The 22,844-nt window shown below is 75.1% G+C and carries 24 protein-coding genes and 1 pseudogene; 11 read left to right on the top strand and 14 right to left on the bottom strand.

The window, feature by feature from the left end; translation table 11 throughout:
• Nucleotides 1-71 precede the first annotated feature (71 nt).
• Nucleotides 72-1,133 carry a uroporphyrinogen decarboxylase gene (gene hemE, locus E9565_RS01160; RefSeq protein ID WP_236833889.1) on the top strand — a complete coding sequence of 354 codons (1,062 nt, stop codon included), beginning with the start codon at nucleotides 72-74 and terminating at the stop codon, nucleotides 1,131-1,133.
• A complete protein-coding gene (hemG, locus tag E9565_RS01155; protein WP_236833888.1) occupies nucleotides 1,130-2,500 on the top strand; it encodes a protoporphyrinogen oxidase in 1,371 nt (456 codons plus the stop codon). The genes hemE and hemG overlap by 4 nt, the downstream gene beginning before the upstream one ends.
• Here the strand turns inward: hemG and E9565_RS01150 are convergent.
• Nucleotides 2,497-2,613, bottom strand: coding sequence for a LuxR C-terminal-related transcriptional regulator (locus E9565_RS01150; protein WP_255725529.1), 117 nt, complete (start codon nucleotides 2,611-2,613; stop codon nucleotides 2,497-2,499). The genes hemG and E9565_RS01150 overlap by 4 nt on opposite strands.
• A 12-nt stretch (nucleotides 2,614-2,625) precedes the next feature.
• On the bottom strand, nucleotides 2,626-2,748 hold the full coding sequence (locus E9565_RS22195) for a hypothetical protein (RefSeq protein ID WP_255725522.1): 123 nt from the start codon (nucleotides 2,746-2,748) through the stop codon (nucleotides 2,626-2,628).
• Here E9565_RS22195 and E9565_RS01145 point away from each other — a divergent pair.
• The 3 genes from E9565_RS01145 (at nucleotide 2,747) to hemQ (ending at nucleotide 4,221) form a co-directional block, all read left to right on the top strand.
• Nucleotides 2,747-2,995: a YceI family protein gene (locus tag E9565_RS01145; RefSeq protein WP_236833886.1), complete on the top strand. Its 249-nt coding sequence runs from the start codon at nucleotides 2,747-2,749 to the stop codon at nucleotides 2,993-2,995. The two genes, E9565_RS22195 and E9565_RS01145, sit on opposite strands and share 2 nt — an antisense overlap.
• Before the next feature lie 237 nt (nucleotides 2,996-3,232).
• Nucleotides 3,233-3,379 (top strand): hypothetical protein, encoded by a 147-nt coding sequence (locus tag E9565_RS01140; RefSeq protein WP_236825085.1) that lies wholly within the window; start codon nucleotides 3,233-3,235, stop codon nucleotides 3,377-3,379.
• A 131-nt stretch (nucleotides 3,380-3,510) separates the two neighbouring features.
• Complete coding sequence (hemQ, locus tag E9565_RS01135) at nucleotides 3,511-4,221, top strand: hydrogen peroxide-dependent heme synthase (protein WP_236825086.1); 711 nt, start codon at nucleotides 3,511-3,513, stop codon at nucleotides 4,219-4,221.
• A 111-nt stretch (nucleotides 4,222-4,332) separates the two neighbouring features.
• On the opposite strand, the gene msrB is transcribed toward hemQ, so the two are convergent.
• The 3 genes from msrB to E9565_RS23030 are packed head-to-tail and all read right to left on the bottom strand — an operon-like array spanning nucleotide 4,333 to nucleotide 7,524.
• Complete coding sequence (gene msrB / locus E9565_RS01130; RefSeq protein WP_236825087.1) at nucleotides 4,333-4,749, bottom strand: peptide-methionine (R)-S-oxide reductase MsrB; 417 nt, start codon at nucleotides 4,747-4,749, stop codon at nucleotides 4,333-4,335.
• Between the two features lie 41 nt (nucleotides 4,750-4,790).
• Nucleotides 4,791-5,456, bottom strand: a complete 666-nt coding sequence (locus E9565_RS01125) for a response regulator transcription factor (protein ID WP_236825088.1) — start codon at nucleotides 5,454-5,456, stop codon at nucleotides 4,791-4,793.
• A complete protein-coding gene (locus E9565_RS23030) occupies nucleotides 5,449-7,524 on the bottom strand; it encodes a sensor histidine kinase (RefSeq protein ID WP_236833885.1) in 2,076 nt (691 codons plus the stop codon). The genes E9565_RS01125 and E9565_RS23030 overlap by 8 nt, the downstream gene beginning before the upstream one ends.
• A gap of 237 nt (nucleotides 7,525-7,761) precedes the next feature.
• On the opposite strand from E9565_RS23030, the gene E9565_RS01115 reads away from it, so the two are divergent.
• Together E9565_RS01115 and E9565_RS01110 are read left to right on the top strand one after the other, a co-directional pair.
• Nucleotides 7,762-8,406 (top strand): hypothetical protein, encoded by a 645-nt coding sequence (locus tag E9565_RS01115; RefSeq protein WP_236833884.1) that lies wholly within the window; start codon nucleotides 7,762-7,764, stop codon nucleotides 8,404-8,406.
• A gap of 109 nt (nucleotides 8,407-8,515) precedes the next feature.
• A complete protein-coding gene (locus E9565_RS01110; protein WP_236825094.1) occupies nucleotides 8,516-8,992 on the top strand; it encodes a hypothetical protein in 477 nt (158 codons plus the stop codon).
• A 164-nt stretch (nucleotides 8,993-9,156) separates the two neighbouring features.
• Here the strand turns inward: E9565_RS01110 and E9565_RS01105 are convergent, their stop codons facing one another.
• Both E9565_RS01105 and E9565_RS01100 read right to left on the bottom strand, forming a co-directional pair.
• Nucleotides 9,157-9,360, bottom strand: coding sequence for a cold-shock protein (locus E9565_RS01105; protein WP_040339721.1), 204 nt, complete (start codon nucleotides 9,358-9,360; stop codon nucleotides 9,157-9,159).
• A 146-nt stretch (nucleotides 9,361-9,506) separates the two neighbouring features.
• Nucleotides 9,507-9,914 carry a hypothetical protein gene (locus E9565_RS01100; protein WP_236825095.1) on the bottom strand — a complete coding sequence of 136 codons (408 nt, stop codon included), beginning with the start codon at nucleotides 9,912-9,914 and terminating at the stop codon, nucleotides 9,507-9,509.
• Nucleotides 9,915-10,101: 187 nt separating this feature from the next.
• On the opposite strand from E9565_RS01100, the gene E9565_RS01095 reads away from it, so the two are divergent.
• Together E9565_RS01095 and E9565_RS01090 are read left to right on the top strand one after the other, a co-directional pair.
• Nucleotides 10,102-10,275: a hypothetical protein gene (locus E9565_RS01095; RefSeq protein WP_236833883.1), complete on the top strand. Its 174-nt coding sequence runs from the start codon at nucleotides 10,102-10,104 to the stop codon at nucleotides 10,273-10,275.
• A gap of 229 nt (nucleotides 10,276-10,504) precedes the next feature.
• The gene (locus tag E9565_RS01090; protein ID WP_236833882.1) at nucleotides 10,505-11,140 is read left to right on the top strand and encodes a PilZ domain-containing protein; all 636 of its coding nucleotides are present in this window, start codon (nucleotides 10,505-10,507) and stop codon (nucleotides 11,138-11,140) included.
• 9 nt (nucleotides 11,141-11,149) lie between these two features.
• Here E9565_RS01090 and E9565_RS01085 read toward each other — a convergent pair whose 3' ends face one another.
• The 3 genes from E9565_RS01085 to E9565_RS01075 all read right to left on the bottom strand — a co-directional run bounded on the left by E9565_RS01085 (nucleotide 11,150) and on the right by E9565_RS01075 (nucleotide 14,974).
• A complete protein-coding gene (locus E9565_RS01085) occupies nucleotides 11,150-12,220 on the bottom strand; it encodes a DNA polymerase domain-containing protein (protein ID WP_236825105.1) in 1,071 nt (356 codons plus the stop codon).
• 34 nt (nucleotides 12,221-12,254) lie between these two features.
• Complete coding sequence (locus tag E9565_RS01080; RefSeq protein WP_236825106.1) at nucleotides 12,255-13,817, bottom strand: alpha/beta hydrolase; 1,563 nt, start codon at nucleotides 13,815-13,817, stop codon at nucleotides 12,255-12,257.
• 89 nt (nucleotides 13,818-13,906) lie between these two features.
• A complete protein-coding gene (locus tag E9565_RS01075; protein WP_236833881.1) occupies nucleotides 13,907-14,974 on the bottom strand; it encodes an ATP-dependent DNA ligase in 1,068 nt (355 codons plus the stop codon).
• Here E9565_RS01075 and E9565_RS01070 point away from each other — a divergent pair.
• Nucleotides 14,973-15,287, top strand: a pseudogene (locus E9565_RS01070) (GYD domain-containing protein); the annotation flags it as partial. The gene E9565_RS01075 and the pseudogene E9565_RS01070 sit on opposite strands and share 2 nt — an antisense overlap.
• Nucleotides 15,288-15,369: 82 nt before the next feature.
• On the opposite strand, the gene E9565_RS01065 reads toward E9565_RS01070, so the two are convergent.
• Both E9565_RS01065 and treZ read right to left on the bottom strand, forming a co-directional pair.
• Nucleotides 15,370-16,134: a dihydrofolate reductase family protein gene (locus tag E9565_RS01065; RefSeq protein ID WP_236833880.1), complete on the bottom strand. Its 765-nt coding sequence runs from the start codon at nucleotides 16,132-16,134 to the stop codon at nucleotides 15,370-15,372.
• Between the two features lies 1 nt (nucleotide 16,135).
• Nucleotides 16,136-17,893, bottom strand: coding sequence for a malto-oligosyltrehalose trehalohydrolase (gene treZ / locus E9565_RS01060; RefSeq protein WP_236833879.1), 1,758 nt, complete (start codon nucleotides 17,891-17,893; stop codon nucleotides 16,136-16,138).
• Nucleotides 17,894-18,120: 227 nt separating this feature from the next.
• On the opposite strand from treZ, the gene E9565_RS22185 reads away from it, so the two are divergent.
• Nucleotides 18,121-18,255, top strand: coding sequence for a hypothetical protein (locus tag E9565_RS22185; RefSeq protein WP_255725521.1), 135 nt, complete (start codon nucleotides 18,121-18,123; stop codon nucleotides 18,253-18,255).
• Nucleotides 18,256-18,288: 33 nt separating this feature from the next.
• On the opposite strand, the gene treY is transcribed toward E9565_RS22185, so the two are convergent.
• Nucleotides 18,289-20,646, bottom strand: a complete 2,358-nt coding sequence (gene treY / locus E9565_RS01055) for a malto-oligosyltrehalose synthase (protein WP_236833878.1) — start codon at nucleotides 20,644-20,646, stop codon at nucleotides 18,289-18,291.
• Nucleotides 20,643-22,754: a glycogen debranching protein GlgX gene (gene glgX, locus E9565_RS01050; protein WP_236833877.1), complete on the bottom strand. Its 2,112-nt coding sequence runs from the start codon at nucleotides 22,752-22,754 to the stop codon at nucleotides 20,643-20,645. The genes treY and glgX overlap by 4 nt, the downstream gene beginning before the upstream one ends.
• Nucleotides 22,755-22,844: the final 90 nt, after the last annotated feature.

Below are 22,844 nucleotides of genomic sequence, written 5' to 3'. Positions count from 1 at the left end.
CGGCGCGGTGGTGCCGACGCGCCGCACGTGGCGGCGCGGACCCTCCCGGCGGTCTGGGAGGATCGGCGGTCGTGAGTCCCGCTCCCGCCTCGGCGTCCCCGGCCGATTCCGACCTCGTCCGCGCCGCCCGTGGCCTCCCGGTGAGCCGCACCCCGGTCTGGTTCATGCGCCAGGCCGGCCGGTCGCTCCCCGAGTACCGGGCCCTGCGCGCCGGCACGAAGATGCTCGACGCCTGCCAGGACCCCGACCTGATCACCGAGATCACCCTGCAGCCGGTCCGCCGGCACGGGGTGGACGCGGCGATCTTCTTCTCCGACATCGTGCTGCCGCTGGTGGTGGCCGGTGTGGACATCGAGATCAAGCCGGGCGTCGGGCCGGTCGTCGCCGAGCCGGTGCGCAGCGTCGCGGACGTCGACGCCCTGCCGGCGCTCGACCCCGACCGGCTCGGCTTCCTGGAGACGGCGGTGCGCGCGCTGGTCGCCGAGCTCGGGACCACCCCGCTCATCGGCTTCGCGGGGGCGCCGTTCACCCTCGCCACCTACCTCATCGAGGGCGGGCCCTCCAAGGAGCACGCCCGCACCAAGGCGTTCATGTACGCCGAGCCGGCGGCGTGGTCGCGGCTGATGGAGAAGCTCGCGGTGTCGTCGGCGACGTTCCTGCGCGCGCAGATCGACGCCGGGGCCTCGGCGGTCCAGCTGTTCGACTCGTGGGCCGGCGTGCTCTCGGCCGCCGACTACGCCGGGCGGGTGCTGCCCCACTCGCGGGCGGTCTTCGACGGGCTCGGCGAGCGGGACGTGCCCCGCATCCACTTCGGCGTGGGCACCGGCGAGCTGCTGCCCCTGATCGGGGACGCCGGCGCCGACGTCGTCGGCGTGGACTGGCGGGTGCCGCTCGACGAGGCCGCGCGGCGCGTGGGCCCCGGGCGGTCGCTGCAGGGCAACCTCGACCCGGCCGTCCTGCTGGCCGACCGGGCGACCGTCGACCGGGAGGTCCGCCGCGTCGTCGAGCAGGGGAGGGCCGCCCGCGGGCACGTCTTCAACCTCGGCCACGGCGTGCTGCCCGAGACCGACCCGGGCGTGCTCACCCACGTCGTCGAGCTGGTCCACGAGCTGACCGCGTCGCCCACCGCATGAGCCCCCGCCGCCTGGTCGTCGTCGGCGCCGGCATCACCGGCCTGGCCGCCGCCTTCGAGTGGCGCCGCCGTCGTCCGGACGACGAGATCGTCGTGCTCGAGGCCGGTGACCGCATCGGCGGGAAGCTGCACCGCATCGAGCTGGCCGGCCACTGGTACGACACCGGGCCCGAGGCGGTGCTGGCCAGGGTCCCGGAGGCGGTCGGGCTCGTCGAGGCCCTCGGCTGGGGCGACCGGCTCGTCGCGCCCGCGACCACCCAGGCCGCCGTCGTGCTGCCCGAGGGCCGGTTCCCGCTGCCGGCCGGCACCGTGCTCGGCGTCCCGGCGTCCGCGGACGGCCTCGAGGGGATCCTCTCGCCCGCAGGAGTGGCCCGGGTGCGGGCGGAGGCCGAGCTGCCGCCGCCGGCGGTGGACGGCGACGTCGCCGTCGGCGCGTTGCTCCGCGAGCGGCTCGGCGACGAGGTGGTCGACCGGCTGGTCGAGCCGCTGCTGGGTGGGGTCTACGCCGGCCGGGCGGACGAGCTCTCCCTGCAGGCCACGATGCCGGCCCTCTTCGCCCAGCTGCCCGGCTCCGCCTCCGTGCTCGCCGCCGCCTCGGCCGCCCGGGACGCCGGCACCCGCAGCCGCGGTGACGCCGACGGCCCGGTGTTCGCGACCGTCGACGAGGGCATCGGCGCGCTGCCGGCGGCGCTGGTCGCCGCGGCACGGGCCGAGGTCCGGCTGCGCACCCCGGCCCACGGCATCCGGCGGACGGCGACGGGGCTGGAGGTCTCGGTGGGCCCGGTGGGCTCGCCGGAGGTGCTGCCCGCCGACACCGTCCTGGTCACCGTCCCCGCCGGTAAGGCCGCCCGCCTGCTGACCGGCGTCGCGCCCGGTGCCACGGCGCCGCTGCAGGGCATCCCGTACGCCTCGATGGCCGTCGTCGCCATGGCGTTCCCGGCCCAGCACGTCGACGCCGGCAGCGGGCTGCTCGTGCCCCCGGTGACCGGCCGGCTGGTCAAGGGCGTGACCGTCTCCTCCAGCAAGTGGGCGCACCTCGGCGGGGACGTCCTCCTGGTCCGCTCGTCGGTGGGCCGGTTCCGGGACGAGTCGGAGCTGCAGCGCACCGACGGGGACCTGGCCGCCGCGGTGGTCGCGGACGTCGCCGACCTGCTGCACCTGTCGCGCCCCGAGCCCCTGCAGACCGCCGTCGTCCGCTGGGGCGGCGGCCTGCCGCAGTACCTCGTGGGGCACCAGGCGCGGGTGGACGCGGTGCGCGCCGCCGTCGCGGAGGTGCCGGGGCTGGGCATCGCTGGGGCGGCGTTCGGCGGGGTCGGTCTCCCGGCGTGCATCCGCGACGCGCACCGGGCGGTCGCCGCCCTCCTCTAGGTGGGTGGCCGCGACGCCACGGCGCGGGTGGCGATCTGCGTCCGGTTGGCCAGGCCGAGCTTGGCCAGGATGCTGCCCACGTGGGTCTCCACCGTGCGGGCGGAGAGGACCAGCTGCCCGGCGATCTACCGGTTGGTGAGCCCGGCGGCGACCAGGCCGGCGACCTCCCGCTCGCGCGCGGTCAGCGGGTCGGCGGCCCGCGCGGCCCGGGCCGCCGCCTCGGCCAGGGCGGCCGCCCGCCGGAGCATGTCCTGCCGGTGGGGCGAGCTGGACGCCGACGAGGCCGGGGTGCCGCGGCGCGTGGTCGCCGAGCTGGACCTGGGCACCCTGGACACGGGCATCGCCCGGCGGGACGCGGACGTGCGCAAGCCCCGGTTCCTCGACACCGACCGGCACCCGACGATGATCTGGACCGCCCGCAGCTTCGTCCCGGGGGACGAGGCCGGTGGGCGGCCGAGGGGCTGCTGGAGGTCCGCAGGACCTCCGCGCCGCTGACGGTGCACGGGGTGGCCGAGATCCTGCCGGACGGGTGGGTCCGGGTGCGGGGCACGGCCGAGCTCGACCGGACGACGGTGGGGATCCGGGCCCCGAGCCTCCTCGTCGGCCGCCTCGTCCGGATCGACGTCGACGCCTGGCTGAGCCGGGCACCGGCCGGCTGGGGGAGCGGCGTGTGGTGCGCCGCATCACGGGAGGTGCGGGCATCGGCGCGGCCCGGTCGGCGTTGGATGTGCCGTGCGCATGCACCTGCACCAGAAGTCCACCGTCCCCCCGGTCCGGTGCTTCAAGCACCACGTGTGGATGGCCGCCTGCTCCGACTGCCGCGCCGCCCGTGCGGTCCGGCCGTCGGAGGGGCGCGAGCAGCCGGCACAGGCCGGCTGACGCCACCCGGCACCGGCACCGCCGACCCCGCCGAGGGCCCTGACCGCACCGGTCAGGGCCCTCGGCGTTCCCGCACCCGAGCGGTCCGCCCGCCAGGGAGGGGTGCGCGGCGGTGCGGGACAATGGCGGGCATGAGCGAGGACCAGCGCAGCATCGGGAAGCGGGCCAACGAGCTGAACGACACCATCCGCTACACGATGTGGTCGGTGTTCCGGCTGGCCCGCCCGCTGGACGACGAGCGCCGGCACCACGTCGCCGCCGAGGTGGGCGAGCTGTTCGCCGAGCTCGCCGGCAAGGACGTCGTCGTCCGCGGGACCTACGACGTCGCCGGGTTCCGGGCCGACGCCGACCTCATGGTGTGGTGGCACGCGTCCACCGCCGAGGCGCTGCAGGAGGCCTACACCCGCCTGCGGCGCACCACCCTGGGCCGGCACCTGGAGCCGGTGTGGTCGCAGCTGGCGCTGCACCGCCCCGCGGAGTTCAACCGCAGCCACATCCCGGCCTTCCTGGCCGAGGAGGAGCCGCGGCGCTACATCTGCGTCTACCCGTTCGTGCGGTCCTACGAGTGGTACCTGCTGCCCGACGAGGAGCGGCGGGACATGCTCAAGGAGCACGGCATGCAGGCCCGGCCCTACCCCGACGTGCGGGCCAACACCGTGGCCGCCTTCGCGCTGGGCGACTACGAGTGGATGCTCGCCTTCGAGGCCGACGAGCTGCACCGCATCGTCGACCTCATGCGCGACCTCCGGGCCAGCCGCGCCCGGCGGCACGTGCGCGAGGAGGTGCCGTTCTACACCGGCGTCCGCAAGCCGGTCGCCGAGCTGGTCGCGGACCTGGCCTGAGCCACTCGTAGGGGTCCGAGGGCGGTCTCCGAGGGATCGAGATCGTCCGTGTACGCCTGAGGGCGGTCACCGGGTGCTCGGTGACCGCCCTCAGGCGTACACGGGTGCGGGCTACTCCGCCGGCTGCAGCCGGACCGAGACGCTGTTGATGCAGTAGCGGTCCCCGGTCGGCGTCTGCGGCGCGTCGTCGAACAGGTGGCCCAGGTGGCTGTGGCACGTCGCGCACAGCACCTCGGTGCGGACCATCCCGAAGCTGCGGTCCTCGCGGAGGATGACGTTGTCCTCGGCGGAGGCCTCGTAGAACGAGGGCCAGCCGCAGTGCGAGTCGAACTTGGTCTCGGAGCGGAACAGCTCGGCACCGCAGGCGCGGCACTCGTAGACACCGACGGTCTTGGTGTCGACGTACTCACCGGTCCAGGGACGCTCGGTGCCGGCCTGGCGCAGCACCTGGTACTCCTCCGGCGACAGCTGCGCCCGCCACTCCTCGTCGGTCTTCGTGACCCGGGGCTTCTGGGGGGAGGTCGTCATGCCTGGTCGAACGAGCCGCGCCGCGGCACCATTCCCGGTGCTCAGCGGCCCAGACCGGCGTCGCGGGCGCGCACGATCGCCTGCGCCCGGTCGGTGACCTGGAGCTTGGCCAGCACGTTCGACACGTTGTTGCGCACCGTCTTCGGGGAGAGGTACAGGGCGGCGGCGATCTGCGCGTTGGAGCGCCCGGCGGCGACCAGGTCGAGCACCTCCCGCTCCCGCGCGGTCAGCTGCGGGAACGCCGCCTCGGGCCCGGCCGGGCCGCCGGCGAAGAAGTCGGCGATCCGGCGGGCCAGGGCAGCACCGAAGACCGCGCCCCCCGAGGCCACCGTGGTCACCGCCCGCACCACCTCCTCCTGGTCGGCGCCCTTGAGCAGGTAGCCGCGCGCGCCGGCCCGGACGGCGGCGAACACGGTGCCGTCGTCCTCGCTCATGGTCAGGACGACGACGCCGACCGACGGCGACGCCGAGGTGACCCGCCGGGTGGCCTCGATCCCGTCGATGCCCGGCATCTGCACGTCCATCACGACGACGTCGGGCTGCTCCTCGAGCGCCAGGGCGACCGCGGTCTCACCGTCGGCGGCGGCCCCGACCACGGTGATGCCCGGCACGCTGTCGAGCAGCATGGCCAGGCCGTCGCGGTAGACCGGGTGGTCGTCGGCCACCACGATCCGCAGCGGGTCGTCGTCCCGGGCGGGTTCACCCACGGCTGTCTCCTCCCTCGGCGGGCAGCACCGCCCGCACCACCGTCCCGCCGTCGGGCGGGCACGACACCGTGCACCGGCCGCCGAGCTCGGCGGCGCGCTCGCGCAGCGACACCAGCCCCACCCCGGCCGGGGCGTCCTCCGGGATGCCGACGCCGTCGTCGGTCACGGTCAGCACCAGCGACCGGTCGGCCCCGCGGACGAGCTCCACCCGGCAGGTCGTCGCCCGAGCGTGCCGGGCGACGTTGGCCAGCGCCTCCGACGCGATGCGGTAGGCGGCCACCTCGACCGCGGCGGGGAGGTCGTCGGCGGCCGGGTCCGCCGCCACCGTGGTGACCGTGCCGGCCCCCAGCAGCCGGTCGGCCTGCTGGCGCACCGCTCCGGTCAGGCCGAGGTCGTCCAGCGCGGGCGGCCGCAGGTCGTGCACCAGCCGGCGGACGTCGCCCAGCGCCCCGGCGACGTCGTCCCTGGCCGCGCGCAGCAGCCGGTCGGCGTCCTCCGCGCGCCCCGCGGCGGTGAGGTTGCGGGCGGTGTCGATGCGCAGGACGACGGCGCCGAGGCTCGGGCCCAGCCCGTCGTGCAGGTCGCGGCGCAGCCGGCGGCGCTCCTCCTCGCGGGCCGCGACCAGCTCCTCGCGGCTCTGCTGCAGCTGGGCGGCCAGCGAGCTCGCCCGGGCGGCGGCCGCCGCCTGGCGCACGACGTCGGCCAGGAGGCCCTCGTCGCGGCTGACCAGGTGTGCGCGGACGCCGTCCCGGGGCAGGAGCAGGCGGCCGACCTCCTCACCGCGGTAGGCGATGGGGAGCGAGCGGACCGCCGGTGGGCGGGTGCCGTGCTCGGCGACCAGGCGCTCGCCGCCCGCGTGGTCGACCTCGACGCCGACGTAGGGGGTCCGGAACGCCTCCGCGACCGCCGCCGCGATCGCCACGAGCTGGGCCTCGGCGCCGTCGGAGCGCTCCAGCCGGGCGGCCAGCTCCGAGACGACCCGGTAGGGGTCGTCCCGCTCGCCGAGCACCCAGCGCCGGACGAGGCGCCACAGCGGTGCGCGCAGCGGCACGTAGGCGGCTGCGACCAGGAGCAGCGTCAGCAGGGTGGCGTCCCGCTCGCCGAACCGGTCGCCGAGCAGCGCCCCTGCGCCGGCCAGCACCGCCAGGTCGAGCAGCACCACGCCGACGCCGAGCACGCCGTAGACCACGGTGCCGCCGAGCAGCCGGTCGATGTCGACCGCGCGCGGGCGCAGGATGCCGACGGCCACGGCACCGCCGGTCAGCGCGACGGCGACCATCAGGGCCAGCGCGCTCGGCTCGCCCGGCAGCAGCAGCGTGCCGAGCATGACCAGCAGGTCCACGACGGCGGCCCAGAGCAGCCAGCGCATCCGCCGGCGGTCCTCGCCCGTGGCCCGGCGGTAGCGGACGACCACCCAGCCCGCGGGCACCGCGATCCCCAGCACGGCGACGGGGAAGGCGATCCGCAGGAGGGGCAGGGCGACCGATCCGGGCAGCGGCAGGCTGGTCAGGTCCAGGTCCAGCGAGCGGTAGACCGCGGGCACCTGACCGTCGTCGGCCGTGAAGGCGACCTCCGCGGGGACCACCAGCAGGAGCGCGGGCAGCAGGGCGGTGGACGCCAGGCTGCCGATCGCGGCCGGCCGCCAGCGGCCGCCCGGCAGCCGCCCGTCGGGGTAGAGGAGCAGCAGGAGCGGTAGGCCGAGCAGCAGCGCGGCGCCCAGCCGCTGCAGGAACCAGAAGGCGAGGCTCGCCCCGGGCAGTGCCGGGTCGTGCTGGACCGCGTACGCGAGCCACGACTCGGCGAGGCCGTCCACCGCCCAGAACAGCCCCGTGCCCGCGAGCACCCAGGAGACGGCGTTGCCCGGGGCCCGGAGGAGCAGCAGCGCCCCGGGGACGGCGACGGCGACACCGGCGAGCGCGGCCGGCGAGCCGGGGGCCACGTCCACGGCGGCCCGCGCCGCATCCGGGGTCAGCACGTCCAGGACGGCGGCCGCGGCGCAGGCGGCCAGCGACAGGGCGAGGACGGCCCAGGCGGCTGGCCGGGCGGCCCCGCCCCGTCGAGATGGCACCGGTGGCGGGCCCTGCGAGGGCGACGCACCGGTCCGCCCGTTCACCGGCGCCTGTGTCCGCACGCGCAGATCCTGGCCTGCCGGGGTCCCGGACGTCACGGGGCAGCTGTCCCGGGTCGCCCGGGACACCTCTCGGGACCGGATCGAGGGCAGCAGGCCCTGGGTGCCCGGGACGCGTCCCCGCGACCGTTCTCCCAGGCGGTGCACAGGGCGCCGCACCTCACCACCGGAGACGAGATGTCCCTCAGCACCACACCTGCCCCCGCCCGCACCGACGTCGCGCAGTCCCGGGGCACGGTCCCCGGTGCCTCGACCGGCCTGGTCCGCCGGGCCGGCGTCGCCGTCGCCGCCGGCGCGGGGTCCTGGGCGACCGCCTGCGCCCTGCTGGGCACGACGCCGCCCGCCGGCACCTGGCAGGCGACGGTCGTCAACGTGGCCGCCGTGGCCTTCCAGGTCGGCCTGATGTTCCTGGTGACGGTGCAGATGCGGACCGGCGCCATCGGCACCGGCCGCCTGGCCCGGCGCCTCCTGCACGTCGAGCACGGCCTCCTCGCGGTGGCCGTCGTGTCCTCGCTGATGTGGGCGTTCACGCCCGGCCTCTACGACACCGGGTTCTTCTTCGTGATCGACCTCTTCTGGCCGCTGTCCATGCTCGGCATGGCCGCCCTGGGGGTCCGCATCGCGATCGCGGGCCGCTGGACGGGCATCGCCCGCTTCTGGCCGATGGTCGCCGAGAGCTGGGCGCCGGTCACCGTGCCGACCGCGTTCCTCCTGCCGGCGATCACCCAGTACGTGGGCGCCGCCCACCTGCTGGTCGGGTACGTCGTCATGGGCGTCGTCCTCGCCACCCGGCCGCACCTCACCGGCGCCCGCGACCGCTGAAGCCCCTCCCGCGAGCTCGCGGGGGAACCCTGCACCGAGCGCCTGGCGCCCCGTCTCCCTCCGGGGAGGCGGGGCGCCGTCGCCTCGTGCCGCGGAGGAGACTGGCGGGGTGACCGCCGCCCCCCAGCCGCCCGACGGCCTCCTGCCCGACGTCTGGTTCACCCGTGACCTGCCCGTGCTCCGGGCGATCGCCCGGCTGGTCGACGAGCCCAAGCACGGCGGCGCCCCCTACCTGCTGGGCTCGGTCGTCCCGGGCAGCGGCCTGCCGAAGGCGGAGGTCATCGCCGCCGCGAAGGCGCTCGCGACCGCCGGCTACATCGAGCCGCTGACCAACCACGCCGGCGACATCGTGCGGATCACCGCCATCTCGGCCGAGGCGCGCCGGATCACCGGCCTCTGGCCGACGCCGCAGGGGGAGTGGGAGCGGCTGCTCGAGCAGCTGGCGGCCCGGGCCGCGAACGCGCCCACCGACGTCGAGCGGCAGCGCTGGCGGGCGTTCGCCGACGCGGCCGCCGCGGTGGGGGAGCACGACGGCGCGCTGCTCATGTCGGCGCTGATCGGCGGGTACGTGCCCCGGGCCCGCTGACGGCGGCCGTCCGGGCGTGAGCGTGTGCGCGGGCGCCCGGTTCCGTGGGCGGAAACCCCTCGGGAGCGCACACGCTCGGCAGTGCAGGCGCGTCCCGGGCGGGCCCGCGGACGACGACGCCCCCGCCCGGAGGACCGGACGGGGGCGTCGTGCTGATCAGGGGATCAGAGCGGGGTGACGTTCGCAGCCTGCGGGCCCTTCTGGCCCTGCTCGATGTCGAACGCGATCCGCTGGCCTTCATCGAGCGAGCGGTACCCGCTGGTCTGGATGGCCGAGTAGTGGACGAACACGTCCGGTCCGCCGCCGTCGGGGGTGGCGAAGCCGAACCCCTTCTCCGCGTTGAACCACTTGACAGTTCCTTCGGGCATTGCTCGCTCCTAGCTGAGGTGGTGCATCGGGGTCCTGCCATAGCGCAGGGCCTTCCCGACGCGCCCACCCTAGCCGTCGATGGCCGGAAGGGAACACCGGCGCGGCACAACTGTGACCTGCGGCTCTCCGGCGGGCCGCCGCGCGCTCACAGCAGCCGGCCCGGTTCCTCGGGGAAGTCGGGGGCCACGCGCCGGCCACGGCGGCTCCGGCTCGGGCCGTACGCGCCGACCGAGTACGGGTCGCGGGCGGGCGGGGCGGCGGGCAGCGCGAGCGGCTCGGCGCGCCACGAGCGGACGCCGATCGGCCGGTCCACCAGGAACGCCGGGGCCGCCGCGGGGAGCAGCCGGGCGGTCGCCGCCACCGACCACCGGCGCAGGGCCAGGTGCCCGGCCAGGAGGACGGCGAGGGTGATCGAGACGGTGAGGAAGGCGTCGGTGACCGCGGTCGCCACGTCGAGGGCGGTGATCCGGGGCCAGCCGATGGTCTCCAGCCGGTGCCCGACCATCTCGACGACGACGTACAGCGCGCCGTACGCCAGCAACCAGATCCTCACCCGTGCTCCTCCGCGGTGGTCGACAGGTGCATCGACCACCGCTACCCCGGGCTGGAGCGCCGGTCGCGGGGCGGGCAGCGGCGCTCACCCGTCCGGGGGAGCGGGTCCGTCCGGGCGGAGGACGGCGGCGGGCTCCCGCATGCGCGCGGCGCCGTCTTGCGGTTTTCCTGCGCTTGTCCTGCGCGACGTGGAGGACCTGCACGACGCCGACCTCGACCAGCTCCTCGCCGACCGCCTGGCCGAGTCCGCCGACGCACTGCGCGCCGTGGTGACCGCCGCCCGGCTGGTGCAGCAGATCGGCCGGCCGGACGCCCTGCTGGCGCACCGTCTCGACCCGGCCGCGCACCGGCTGGCCGGCTGAACCGCGCGCTCCGGCGACGGGCCGCCCCTCACCCCTCCGGGTGGGGAGGCGGCCCGTTCCGGTCCCGACGAGGCTCGCAGCTGCCGATGGGCTCCCCGCGTCACCGGGCGACCGGTGGCGCGCCGTTCGGCGGGACACGCCCCGGTGGTGTGCGGTTTCCGCTGGTCGCCGCGCTAGCTTCCGCGCGGGCACAACGGCGCCCGCCCGTCCCGTATGCAGTGGAGGACCCATGACCGAGCCGGAGCACGACCGGCCCGAGGAGAGCACCCAGGCCGACGTCACCCTCGTGGCGCGCGGGCTGACGGCGACGGCGCAGGTGGAGGTCTCCAACGAGCACACGATCGTCGTCCGTCCCCTCGGGGAGGGGACGGAGTGGAAGCGGGCCATCAAGCCCGGGGACCCGGTCGCCCTCTACTGGGTGAGCGGGTACGAGGAGCGCTCCCTGCCCGCGAAGATCACCAGCGTCGAGGCCGGCCAGGAGCCGCTGTGGCACCTGGTGCCCACCGGCCCGGCCGAGCGCAGCCAGCGCCGCCGGACGGTGCGGGCCCGGGTCGAGGTCCCCGTCGTCATGCCGTGGCTCGACGGGCTGCTCGTCGGCTCCACGGTCGACCTCAGCGAGGCCGGGCTCCGCGCGCTGGTCGACGGGTGGGGGCTGCCCCCGGAGCCGGGCACCCGGGCGCACATGAGCCTGACCATCGGCGACGCCACCGTCGACGTGCGCGGCGCGATCGTCCGCCAGCAGGTCCACGGGGCGCGGTGGCTGCTGTCCATGCAGTTCCACGACGTCGAGGAGAGGGACGCCGACGTGCTGCGCCGGCGGGTCTTCCAGGCGCTGCGCGAGGAGCGCGCGGCCGCCCTCGACTGAGGACGGCGCTCAGCCCTCCGCGCCGGCGGGCCTGCGGGCGCGGCTGGGTTGCACCCGCATCGGCTCGCCCGGCATCTTCGGGTAGTCCGGCGGGTAGGGCAGGTCGCCGAGGCCGTCGTCGGCCGCCTGGCGCTCGGCGAGCTCCAGCAGCGGCTCGATGCCGAACGCGTGCCCGGCCAGCCCGGCGTGCTTGTCACCCACCGCCCGGAAGCGCTCGGGCATGGTCAGCACGGTGAAGTCGGTGGGGTGCACGTCGGGGAGCTCGTCCCAGTCGACCGGCGCGGAGACCGGGGCGTGCGGCTTGGGCCGGATGGAGTAGGCCGACGCGATGGTGCGGTCCCGGGCCATCTGGTTGTAGTCGATGAAGATCTTCTCGCCGCGCTCCTCCTTCCACCACGACATCGTCACCTGGTCGGGGAGACGCCGCTCCAGCTCGCGGCCGAAGGCGATGACGGCGTGCCGCACCTCGGTGAACGTCCAGCGCGGCTGGATCGGCACGTAGACGTGCACGCCACGCCCGCCGGAGGTCTTCGGCCACCCCTCCATGCCGAACTCGTGCAGCAGTTCCCGCACGTGCGGCGCGACCCGCACCGCGTCGGCGAAGCCGGTGCCCGGCTGCGGGTCGAGGTCGATGCGGATCTGGTCCGGCGACTCGACGTCCGCCTTGCCGACCGGCCACGGGTGGAAGGTCAGGGTGCCGAGGTTGGCGCACCAGGCGACGACGGCGACCGAGTCCGGTGCGATCTCGTCGGCGGTCCGCCCGCTGGGGAAGGTGATGTGCGCCGTCGGCACCCAGTCGGGCGCGTTCCTCGGCACCCGCTTCTGGTAGAACGCGTCGCCGCTGTTGTCCGCCCGCGTGGAGATGCGGGCGCCCTCGAACACCCCGCCCGGCCAGCGCTCCAGCGTCGTCGGCCGGTCCCTCAGCGCGAAGAGGATCCCGTCGCCCACGGCGAGGAAGTACTCGACGACGTCGATCTTCCGGATGCCGTGCTCGGGGAAGTACGGCTTCTCCGGGTTGGAGACCCGCACCTCGCGCCCGTCGACCTGCAGGACGACGGCGTCCTTGCTGCTGCTGGCCATCGCGTCGCTCCGCTCGTCGGTGGGCTGCCGAGTCTCACGCAGGACAGGTGAGCCCGTCCACGGGAGCCGCCAGGTCGATGAGGTAGGCGTTGACCGCGGCCGTCACGCACTCCGTCTTGGGGTAGGCGGTGTGCCCCTGGCCCTGCCAGGTGAGCAGGACGCCGCTGTCGAGGTCCTCGGCGAGGTCGACGGCGCCGGGGAGCGGGGTCACCGGGTCGCCCGCGGTGCCGACGACGAGGATCGGCGCGCTGCCCTCGGCGTCGCGCTCGGGCAGCGGGGTGCGCTCGGCGTCCCACACCGAGCAGGTGAACAGCCCGGCGGCCGCGCCGGCCCCGAACAGCGGGTACCGGGCGCCCCACTCGCCGGCCAGCTCCCGCACCCGCTCCTCGGGCACGGTCTCCTCGGTGTCGGCGCAGTTGATCGCCACGTTGGCGTCGAGCAGGTTGGAGTAGGTGCCGTCCTCGAGCCGCCCGCTGTAGTCGTCGGCCAGGCTGAACAGCAGGCGCGCGTCGCCGTCGCGCGCCGCGGCGAGGCCCTGCGCGAGCTGCGGCCAGGAGGCGGTGTCGTACAGCGCGGCCTGCACCGCGGTGAGGATGACGCCGGGGGTCGCCTGCCGGGTCTCGCCCTCCTCGCTGCTCGGGACGGGCGTGGCCTGCGCCTGGGCGAGCAGGTCCTCGAGGAAGCGCCGGGGGTCGTCGCCCAGCGGGCAGCCGGCGATGAGGCCGCGGCAGTTCTCGGCGAACGTGTCGAAGCCGGCCTCGAACGCGGCGGCGCGGGCCTCGGCGTCGGCGACCGCGTCCACGTCGGGGTCGACCGCGGCGTCGAGCACCATCGCGCGCACCCGGTCGGGGTAGAGCTCGGCGTAGGTGGAGCCCAGCGTGGTGCCGTAGGAGTAGCCGAGGTAGGTCAGCTGCTCCTCGCCGAGGGCCTGCCGCAGCTGCTCCATGTCGCGGGCGGTGTCCACGGTGTTGAACGTGCCGAGCGCCTCGCCGTACTCCTCGGCGCAGCCCTCGGCGATCTCGCGGGACAGGGCGAAGACGGCGTCGAGCTGCTCGTCGGTGGTGGGGCGCGGCTCGGCGGCGATCGCGCGGTCCTTCAGCTCCTGGGGGATGCACTCGACCGGCGTGGACAGCCCCACGCCGCGGGGGTCGAAGCCGACGACGTCGAAGCGGCGCAGCACGTCCTCGGGGAGGGTGAGCGCCAGGCCGATGGCGGCGTCGGCGCCGGAGCCGCCCGGACCGCCGGGGTTGACCACGAGGGAGCCGAGCTCGTCGGTCTGCCCGGCCAGCGACGCCCGGACGAGGAAGAGGGGCAGCGTGGCGCCGCCGGGCTCGTCGTAGCTGATCGGCACGTCGGTGCGACCGCACTCGAAGGCGATGTCGCGCTCGCTGCCCGGCTGCCCCTGGACGAGCGGCTGGATCTGCGCATCGCAGTCGGTCCACTCGATCGGCGCGACCTCGGGCTCGGCCGGAGCCGTGCTGGTGCTCGCCGCCGGCTCCTCGGCGCTCTCCCCGAAGGAGGTGCAGCCGGCGAGCACGAGGGGCAGGGCCAGCAGCAGGCCGGACGCGGCGGCCGGGAGGCCACGGTGCAGACGCATGATCACGAGCATAAGGACCCGGCCGCCCCCGACCGCCCGCGAAGCCCGCGACGGCGCCCCGCAGGAGGGCCACCGGTGGAGGTCCTCCGCTACCCCAGCACCTCGGCCAGGTCGTAGCGGACCGGCACGTCGAGCTGGTCGTACGTGCAGCTGCGGGGGTCCCGGTCGGGGCGCCAGCGGAGGAAGTGGCCGGTGTGACGAAGTCGACGCCCCTCGAGCTGGTCGTACTTGATCTCGACGACGAGCTCGGGGCGCAGCGGCACCCACGAGAGGTCCTTCTTGGCGTTCCACCGGCTGACCGCGCCGGGCATCCGCTGCTCGCCGTCGGCCTGCACCTGCGCGTCGGCCCAGTCCTGCCACGGGTGACCGTCGAGCGCCTCGGCCCGGTAGGGCGCGAGCTCCTCGACCAGCTCGGCCCGGCGGGCCATCGGGAAGGACGCCGCGACGCCGATGTGCTGCAGCTCCTCGCCGTCGTACAGGCCGAGCAGCAGGGAGCCGACGACCGGCCCGCTCTTGTGCCAGCGGAAACCGGCGACGACGCAGTCCGCCGTCCGCACGTGCTTGACCTTGGTCATCAGCCGCTGGTCCGGGCCGTAGGGCAGGTCGGCGGACTTGGCGACGACGCCGTCGAGGCCGGCGCCCTCGAAGGTCTCGAACCAGCGCTCGGCGGTGGCGGCGTCCCGCGTGACGCCGGTCAGGTGCACCGGCGGGCGGGCCCCGGCCAGGGCGGCCTCGAGCCGGGCCCGGCGCTGCGCGAACGGCGTCTCCAGCAGCGACTCGTCCCCGAGCGCGAGCAGGTCGAAGGCGACGAAGGACGCCGGGGTCTGCTCGGCGAGGAGGTTGATGCGGGACTCGGCCGGGTGGATGCGCTGCAGCAGCGCCTCGAAGTGCAGCCGGTCGTCCCGCGGCACGACGATCTCGCCGTCGACGACGCACCGCTCGGGCAGGTTGGCCTTCACCGCGGCGACGACCTCGGGGAAGTACCGGGTGAGCGGGCGCTCGTTGCGGCTGCCGAGCTCGACCTCGTCGCCGTCGCGGAAGACGATGCACCGGAAGCCGTCCCACTTGGGCTCGTAGAACCACTCGTCGCCGACGGGCACCTTGGTGGCGGCCTTCGCGAGCATCGGCTTCACCGGCGGCAGCAGCGGGAGGTCCATGCCGGTCAGTCAATCAGCCGAGGGGCGCACGGGGGCCTCGACGGAGTGCGCAGGAGGTTCCGGCGTCCCCGGGGCGGGGGACGGCCCCCGGGAGGCGCGGATGCCCATGTACCTGACCAGGTTCAGCCACCCGCCGGAGACCTGGAAGAGGCTGATCGCCGGTCCCGAGGGCCGCCGGGTGGCCGCGCGGGCCCACATCGAGCCGGTGGGCGGGAACCTGCACGGGTTCTGGTACGCGTTCGGCTCGCACGACGGGGTCAACCTCTGGGAGGCGCCTGACGACGTCGCGATGGCGTCCGTCGTGCTGGCGATCGGCAGCGGCGGCTCGGTGGCGAACCCGGAGACGGCGGTTCCGCTCACGGTGGACGAGACCCTGGCAGAGCTCGGGGGACCGGCTACCGACCGCCCGCGGACGAGGAAGGCTGACGCCCCTCCGGCTCCACCGCGTAGCGGGCGAACAGCATGCCGTCCTCCTCCAGCAGCTGCCGGAGCTCCAGCCGGACCGGGGCGGGCAGCGCGGCGTCCAGCAGCCGCGTCTCCCCGCCGACCAGCGCCGGGGCGACGGACAGGTCCAGCTCGTCGACGACGCCGGCGGCCAGCGCGCTGCGCAGCAGTTGCGGCCCGCCCTCGCAGGTGACCTGCGCGAGCCCGCGGTCGGCCAGGGCGGACAGCGCGGCGGGCAGCTCGACGTCGTCGTCGCCGCAGACGAGCACCTCCGCGCCGGCGGCGGCGAGCGCCGCGCGGCGGTCGGGGGCGGCGGCGGCGCAGGTGACGACGAGGGTGGGGGAGACGGCGCCGGTGACCAGCGCCGAGGCCGGGTCCAGCGACGCCCGCCGGGTGACCACCGCGACCGGCGCCGTCGGCGGCCGGCCGATCGACTCCCGCAGCCGGCCGACGGCGGAGCCCGGCAGCACCGGCCGGTAGCCCTCGGCCGACGCCGTGCCGTGCCCGACGAGGACGACGTCGGCCAGCGCGCGCAGCACCCGGAACACCCGCCGGTCGCCGGGGGAGCCCAGTCCCTCGCTCTTCCCGCCGACGGTGGTCGCACCGTCCGGCGAGGCGATGAAGTTCACCCGCAGCGAGCGACCGGGCGGCAGCCGGTAGGCCTCGACCAGCGCGTCGTCGTCGAGCGGGGCCGGGTCGGGGAGCAGGCGGCGCACGTCAGCGGGTGGCCAGCACGGCGGCGCTCTCGGCGGGGAGGGTCACGGTCGTGCCGTCGAGCCGGGGCGCGTCACCGGTGGAGAACACCACGGCGGTCGCCGCCCGGTCCAGGTCGACCTCGCGCGGCTGGCCGGCCAGGTTGGCCACGACCCGCAGCGACCCGCGGTGCACCGTGACGGTGCGGTCCTCGTCGTCCCAGCTCACCTCGACCGCGCGCAGGTCGGGGTCGGCCAGCTCCGGGTGCTGCCGGCGCAGCGCCAGCAGGGCCCGGTGCACGGCCAGCAGCCCGGCGTGCGGCTCCTTCCCCGGCTCGGCCCAGTCCAGCTTGGAACGGCGGAAGGTCTCCGGGTCCTGCGGGTCGGGCACCTCGTCGGCGTCCCACCCGTGCTCGGCGAACTCGCCCTTGCGGCCCTCCGCCGTCGCCCGCCCGATCTCCGGGTCGGTGTGGCTGGTGAAGAACTGCCACGGCGTGGCGGCGCCCCACTCCTCGCCCATGAAGAGCATGGGGGTGAACGGGCTGGTGAGCACCAGGGTCGCGCCGACACCCAGCAGGCCGGGGGAGAGGGCCGCCGAGATCCGGTCGCCGACGGCGCGGTTGCCGATCTGGTCGTGGTCCTGCAGGTAGCCGAGGAACTTCCAGCCGGGCAGGTGCGCGGTGTCCACCGGCCGGCCGTGGTGCCGGCGGCGGAAGCTCGACCACGCGCCGTCGTGGAAGAAGGCGCCGGTGAGCGTCTTCGCCAGCCCGCCCAGCCCGGCGTCGGCGAAGTCGCGGTAGTAGCCCTGGCCCTCGCCGGTCAGCGTGGCGTGCAGCGCGTGGTGGAAGTCGTCGCTCCACTGGGCGTGGATGCCGGTGCCGCCGGCGATCCGCGGCGTGACCATCCGCGGGTCGTTGAGGTCGCTCTCGGCGATCAGGGTGAGCGGCCGGCCGACGGCGGCGGAGAGCCGGTCGACCTCCTCGGCCAGCTCCTCCAGCAGGTGGGTGGCCCGCTCGTCGACCAGCGCGTGCACGGCGTCCAGGCGCAGCCCGTCGACGTGCATGTCGCGCAGCCACATCAGGGCGTTGTCGAGGATGTAGCGGCGCACCTCGTCGGAGTCCGGCCCCGACAGGTTGACCGACTCGCCCCAGGTGTTCGCGCCGCCCTCGCTGAAGATCGGCATGAACAGCGGCAGGTAGTTGCCCGACGGGCCCAGGTGGTTGTAGACGACGTCCTGGATGACGCCGAGCCCTCGCTGGTGGCAGGCGTCGACGAACCGCTGGTAGGCCGCCGGGCCGCCGTAGGTCTCCTGGACCGTGTACCAGAGGACGCCGTCGTAGCCCCAGTTGCGGGTGCCGTCGAAGCCGTTGACCGGCAGGAGCTCGACGAAGTCGACGCCGAGGTCGACCAGGTGGTCGAGCCTGCCGATCGCCGCGTCCAGCGTGCCCTCGGGCGTGAAGGTGCCCACGTGCAGCTCGTAGACCACACCCCCGGCGAGCGGCCGGCCGGTCCAGGCGCCGTCGCCCCACGCGTGCGCCGCGGGGTCGAAGCGGCGGGAGAGTCCGTGCACGCCGTCGGGCTGGCGGCGCGAGCGGGGGTCCGGGTAGGCCTTCCCGTCGTCGTCGCCGAGGAGGAAGCCGTAGTCGGCGTCGGGGCGCGCCTCCACCTCGGCGCGCCACCACCCGGCGTCGTCCCGCTGCATGTCGTGCGTGGCGCCGTCGACCTGCACGCGCACCCGCTCGGGCAGCGGGGCCCAGACGGCGAACTCGACGGGTGCGGGCATGCGGGGCCTCCTGGGCGGGGTCGGGCGGGGACGGACGGTGTCCTTCCCGGACGGCGGCCGTCGAACCGTCGGCGCGGTCGGGCGGGGGCGTGCCCTGCGACACCCGGGCCGTGGGGAGCGTGCCGCCGTGGGCTCCGGAGCGCACGGTCGACGCCTGCCGGGCCACCGGCCGGACTGCACCGCGCCGTGGGATGACGGCCGGCTGCCGGGCGCCGCGGGGTGAGGTCATGCCGTTCGAGCCCCCGTCGTTCGACGCGTGGCTCGGCTCCCGGTGGACCCTGCCGGCGTTCCCGCGCCCCGCTGCCGGCGCACCGGCGGACCCGCGCCTGGCCGCGCGGGGGAGCGCCGCCCCGACCGGCTGACCGCCGGCCGGGCGCGGGCCATCCCGCCCGACGTCAGGCGCGGACCAGCAGGGCCACCGGGAGGCGGCTGAGCAGCGCGTCGACGGCGATCCCTGCGATGTCGGAGACCACCCGGGTGCCGGTCAGCAGGTCCTCCCACGCGCCGTTGGGCAGCTGCAGGGCGGTGTCGCCCCAGCCGGTCCGGGCCAGCGCCGCCGGCAGCCGGGTCCCCACGGCGACGACCCCGCCGCGGTCGTAGGCCACCAGGTGGTCGGCCGCCGAGCCGGTGACCTCCACCGGCTCGTACCCGGCGAACCACCCGGGGTGGTCGCGGCGGGCGCGCAGGGTGCGGGAGACGACCAGCAGCTTGGCCGCCCCGGTCTCGTCCACCGCCGGCACCTCGCCGCCGTCCAGCTGCGCGAGCAGCCGGCGGCGCAGCGCGTAGTCCACGGGGCGGCGGTTGTCCGGGTCGACCAGCGAGAAGTCCCACAGCTCGGTGCCCTGGTAGACGTCCGGCACACCGGGCATGGTCAGCTGCAGCAGCTTCTGGGTGAGCGAGTTCGACCAGCCCAGCGGGGTGATCCGGGTGACGAACGCGTCGATCTCCGACCTCTTGGTGGGGTCGTCGAAGGCCGCGTCGACCAGCGCGTGCAGCTGCGCCTCGAACGCCTCGTCGGGATCGGTCCAGGTGGTCGCGGTGCCCGCCTCGCGGGCGGCCTTCTCCGCGTAGGCGTGCGCGCGCTCGCGGGACAGCGGCCAGGCGCCCACCAGGTTCTGCCAGACGAGGTGCGCCAGCGGGCGGTCGGCCAGCGGGTGCCGGGTCAGCCAGCCGCGCACGAGCTGCGCCCACTCGGTGGGCAGCTCGGCGAGCACGGCCAGCCGGGCGCGGACGTCCTCGCTGCGCTTGGTGTCGTGCGTCGACAGCGTGGTCATCGACTCCGGCCGCACCTGCTGGCGCCGCTGCTGGGCTGCGTGGAACTCGGTGACCGTGCTGCCGAAGCGGGCCGGGTCGCCGCCGACCTCGTTGAGCGCGACGAACCGGGACCACCGGTAGTACGCGCTGTCCTCGACGCCCTTGGCCATCACCGGCCCGCTGGTCTGCTCGAAGCGGGTGGCCGCCTCGGTACCGGCCTGCGAGAGGACCGGGTGCAGGGCGTCCAGCGCGGCGGCGAGATCGGGGCGGCGTGCGCGCACCGCCGCCACCGTCCCGTCGAGGTGCTCGCGGCCGTCGGGCAGGTAGCTCCGGTAGACCGGGAAGCTGGCCAGGAGCTCGGCCAGCGCCTCGGTCTGCTGCGTCCGGTCGGCGCCGGGCAGCTCGCCGATCACCCGCACCAGCCGGGCCACCTCCGAGCCGAGCATCCCGTCGGTGACCTCGCGCTTGCAGTCGTGCACCAGCTGGGCGTAGTCGACCTGCCGGCCGGCCAGCTCGGTGTCCAGCGCGGTGAGCGCCGGCTCCCCGGCCGGGTCGACCAGCAGCTGGTCCACCTCGGCGAGCGCGTCGTAGCCGGTGGTCCCCGCCGTCGCCCAGCTCGCCGGCAGGTCCTCGCCGGGCTCGAGGATCTTCTCGACGACGGTCCAGCGGCCCTCCGACGCCTCGGCCAGCCGGTCGAGGTAGCCCTTCGGGTCGGCCAGCCCGTCCGGGTGGTCGATGCGCAGGCCGTCGACGGCGCCGTCCCGCACGAAGCGCAGCACCAGCTCGTGGGTGGCGTCGAAGACGGCCGGGTCCTCGACCCGCAGGCCGGCCAGGGTGTTGATGGCGAAGAACCGCCGGTAGTTCAGGTCGGAGTCGGCGCGGCGCCAGTCGACCAGCTCGTAGTGCTGCCGGGCGTGCACCTCCTGCGGCGTGCCCTCACCGGTGCCGGGCGCGATCGGGAAGCGGTTGCCGTAGTACCGCAGCTCGCCGTCTCCGTCAGCCCCACCCGCCCGACCGACCACCTCCAGCTTCTCGACGTCGTCCGCCGAGCCCAGGACGGGGATGCGCACCCTGCCGCCGCCGAAGTCCCAGTCGATGTCGAAGGCGTCGGCGTGGGCGCTGCCCTGCCCGTGCTGGAGCACGTCCCACCACCACGGCGCGGCCGCGGGGTCGTCGACGCCCATGTGGTTGGGCACCAGGTCGAGCACGAGCCCGAGGCCGTGCTCGTGCAGCGCGGCGACGAACCGGTCGAAGCCGGCCTGCCCGCCCCGGGCCTCGTCGACGTGGGCGTGGTCCACGGTGTCGTACCCGTGGTTGCTGCCCTCGGCCGATCGCAGCAGCGGGGACGAGTACGCGTGCGTGACGCCGAGGTCGGCGAGGTACCCGGCGACCTCGGCGGCGTCCTGCAGCGGGAAGCCGGCGTGCACCTGCAGCCGGTACGTCGCCGCGGGGGTCCCGCGACGGCGCTCGTCCCCGGGCACCCGGATGGGCCGGCTCACTGGGCGGGGCCGGTCAGGACGACGATCGAGCGGCCCTGCACGGTGACCTTCTCGCCCGGCTTGATCTCGACCGGTTCCACCTCGTGCATCTCGGCCGTGTCGAGGACCGGCGTCCAGCTCTGCGAGTAGTCGGAGCTGGGCAGGGCGAACTCGATCGGCTCGTGGGAGGCGTTGAAGGCCAGGTAGAAGTGGTCGTCGGAGACGTACTCGCCGCGCTCGTCGGTCTCCCGGATCCCGACGCCGTTGAGGTAGACCGCCAGCGACTTGGCGTAGGCGGCGTCCCAGTCCTCGTCGGCCATCTCCTCGCCCGAGGGGGCGAGCCAGGCGATGTCGGGCACCGGGTCGCCCAGCCCGCGGCGGACGGGGCGGCCGTGGAAGAAGCGGCGACGGCGGAACGTCGGGTGGTCGTGCCGCAGGCGGGTCACCTTCTTGGTGAACTCGAGCAGCCCCTCGTCCACGTTCTCCCAGTCGATCCAGGTGAGCTCGGAGTCCTGGCAGTAGCCGTTGTTGTTGCCGCCCTGCGACCGGCCCAGCTCGTCGCCGTGCAGCAGCATCGGCACGCCCTGGCTGAGCATCATCGTGGTGATGAAGTTGCGCCGCTGCTGGGCGCGCAGCTGCAGGACCTCCGGGTCGTCGGTGGGCCCCTCGACGCCGCAGTTCCAGCTGCGGTTGTGGCTCTCGCCGTCGTTGTTGCCCTCGCCGTTGGCCTCGTTGTGCTTCTCGTTGTAGGAGACGAGGTCGTTGAGCGTGAACCCGTCGTGCGCGGTGACGAAGTTGATGCTGGCCACCGGTCGCCGGCCCGAGTGCTGGTAGAGGTCCGAGGAGCCCGAGATGCGGTCGGCGAACTCGCCGATCGTGCCGCCCTCGCCGCGCCAGAAGTCGCGGACGGTGTCGCGGTACTTCCCGTTCCACTCGGTCCACAGCGCCGGGAAGTTGCCGACCTGGTAGCCGCCCTCGCCGACGTCCCAGGGCTCGGCGATGAGCTTCACCTGGCTGACGACCGGGTCCTGGTGGACGAGGTCGAAGAAGGTGGCCAGCCGGTCCACCGCGTGCAGCTCGCGGGCCAGCGCGGAGGCGAGGTCGAAGCGGAAGCCGTCGACGTGCATCTCGGTGACCCAGTAGCGCAGCGAGTCCATGATCAGCTGCAGCGCCTGCGGGGTGCGGACGTTGAGCGTGTTCCCGGTGCCGGTGTAGTCCATGTAGTACTGCTCGTCGCCCTCGACGAGCTTGTAGTACGCCCGGTTGTCGATGCCCTTGAACGACAGGGTGGGGCCGAGGTGGTTCCCCTCGGCGGTGTGGTTGTAGACCACGTCGAGGATGACCTCGATGCCCGCCTCGTGCAGCGCGCGCACCATCCCCTTGAACTCCTGCACCTGCTGGCCCGCCGTCGTGTCGCTGGCGTACTCGTCGTGCGGCGCGAAGAAGCCGATCGTGTTGTAACCCCAGTAGTTGCGCAGGCCCTTCTGCTGGAGGGTGTCGTCCTGCACGAACCGGTGCACCGGCAGCAGCTCGAGGGCGGTGACGCCGAGATCGGTGAGGTGCTCGATCGTCGCCGGGTGGGCGATGCCGGCGTAGGTTCCGCGCAGCTCCTCGGGGATCCGCGGGTTGGTCATCGTCAGCCCCTTGACGTGGGCCTCGTAGATGATCGTCTTGTTGTACGGCGTCCTCGGCGGGCGGTCGACGCCCCAGTCGAAGTACGGGTTGACGACGACGGACTTCGGCATGTGCGGGGCCGAGTCCTCGTCGTTGCGCTCCTTGGTCTCGAAGTCGTAGCCGAAGCACGAGGGGTGCCAGGCCACCTGGCCGTCGATCGCCTTCGCGTACGGGTCGAGCAGCAGCTTGTTGGGGTTGCAGCGCAGCCCCTGCTCGGGGGCGTAGGGGCCGTGGACGCGGAAGCCGTACTTCTGCCCGGCGTGGACGCCGGGGAGGAAGGCGTGCCAGACGAAGCCGTCCATCTCCGGCAGGCGGATCCGCTCCTCGTTGCCCTCGTCGTCGAAGAGGCACAGCTCGACCTTCTCGGCCACCTCGCTGAAGATCGCGAAGTTGGTCCCGGTGCCGTCGTACGTGGCGCCGAGGGGGTAGGCGCTTCCGGGCCACACCTGGGTCATCTGGGGAGTTCCTCCTGCGCAGGGCGCCCCGGGGCTGGGGGCGCCCTGCGCAGGAGGAACTCCCCAGATGACCCAGGTGTGGCCCGGAAG

This window comes from Blastococcus sp. KM273129 (assembly GCF_021698995.1).
Taxonomy (GTDB): domain Bacteria; phylum Actinomycetota; class Actinomycetes; order Mycobacteriales; family Geodermatophilaceae; genus Blastococcus.
Note: the sequence above shows the minus strand (reverse complement) of the source record. Positions and strands in the feature narration are given on the sequence as shown.

Coding starts and splice junctions, on each gene's coding strand:
- hemG (WP_236833888.1), top strand. CDS start 1,130: ATGAGCCCCCGCCGCCTGGTCGTCGTCGGCGCCGGCATCACCGGCCTG.
- E9565_RS01145 (WP_236833886.1), top strand. CDS start 2,747: ATGTCCTGCCGGTGGGGCGAGCTGGACGCCGACGAGGCCGGGGTGCCG.
- E9565_RS22195 (WP_255725522.1), bottom strand. CDS start 2,748: ATGCTCCGGCGGGCGGCCGCCCTGGCCGAGGCGGCGGCCCGGGCCGCG.
- hemQ (WP_236825086.1), top strand. CDS start 3,511: ATGAGCGAGGACCAGCGCAGCATCGGGAAGCGGGCCAACGAGCTGAAC.
- msrB (WP_236825087.1), bottom strand. CDS start 4,749: ATGACGACCTCCCCCCAGAAGCCCCGGGTCACGAAGACCGACGAGGAG.
- E9565_RS01115 (WP_236833884.1), top strand. CDS start 7,762: ATGTCCCTCAGCACCACACCTGCCCCCGCCCGCACCGACGTCGCGCAG.
- E9565_RS01105 (WP_040339721.1), bottom strand. CDS start 9,360: ATGCCCGAAGGAACTGTCAAGTGGTTCAACGCGGAGAAGGGGTTCGGC.
- E9565_RS01090 (WP_236833882.1), top strand. CDS start 10,505: ATGACCGAGCCGGAGCACGACCGGCCCGAGGAGAGCACCCAGGCCGAC.
- E9565_RS01085 (WP_236825105.1), bottom strand. CDS start 12,220: ATGGCCAGCAGCAGCAAGGACGCCGTCGTCCTGCAGGTCGACGGGCGC.
- E9565_RS01080 (WP_236825106.1), bottom strand. CDS start 13,817: ATGCGTCTGCACCGTGGCCTCCCGGCCGCCGCGTCCGGCCTGCTGCTG.
- E9565_RS01075 (WP_236833881.1), bottom strand. CDS start 14,974: ATGGACCTCCCGCTGCTGCCGCCGGTGAAGCCGATGCTCGCGAAGGCC.
- treZ (WP_236833879.1), bottom strand. CDS start 17,893: ATGCCCGCACCCGTCGAGTTCGCCGTCTGGGCCCCGCTGCCCGAGCGG.
- E9565_RS22185 (WP_255725521.1), top strand. CDS start 18,121: ATGCCGTTCGAGCCCCCGTCGTTCGACGCGTGGCTCGGCTCCCGGTGG.
- glgX (WP_236833877.1), bottom strand. CDS start 22,754: ATGACCCAGGTGTGGCCCGGAAGCGCCTACCCCCTCGGCGCCACGTAC.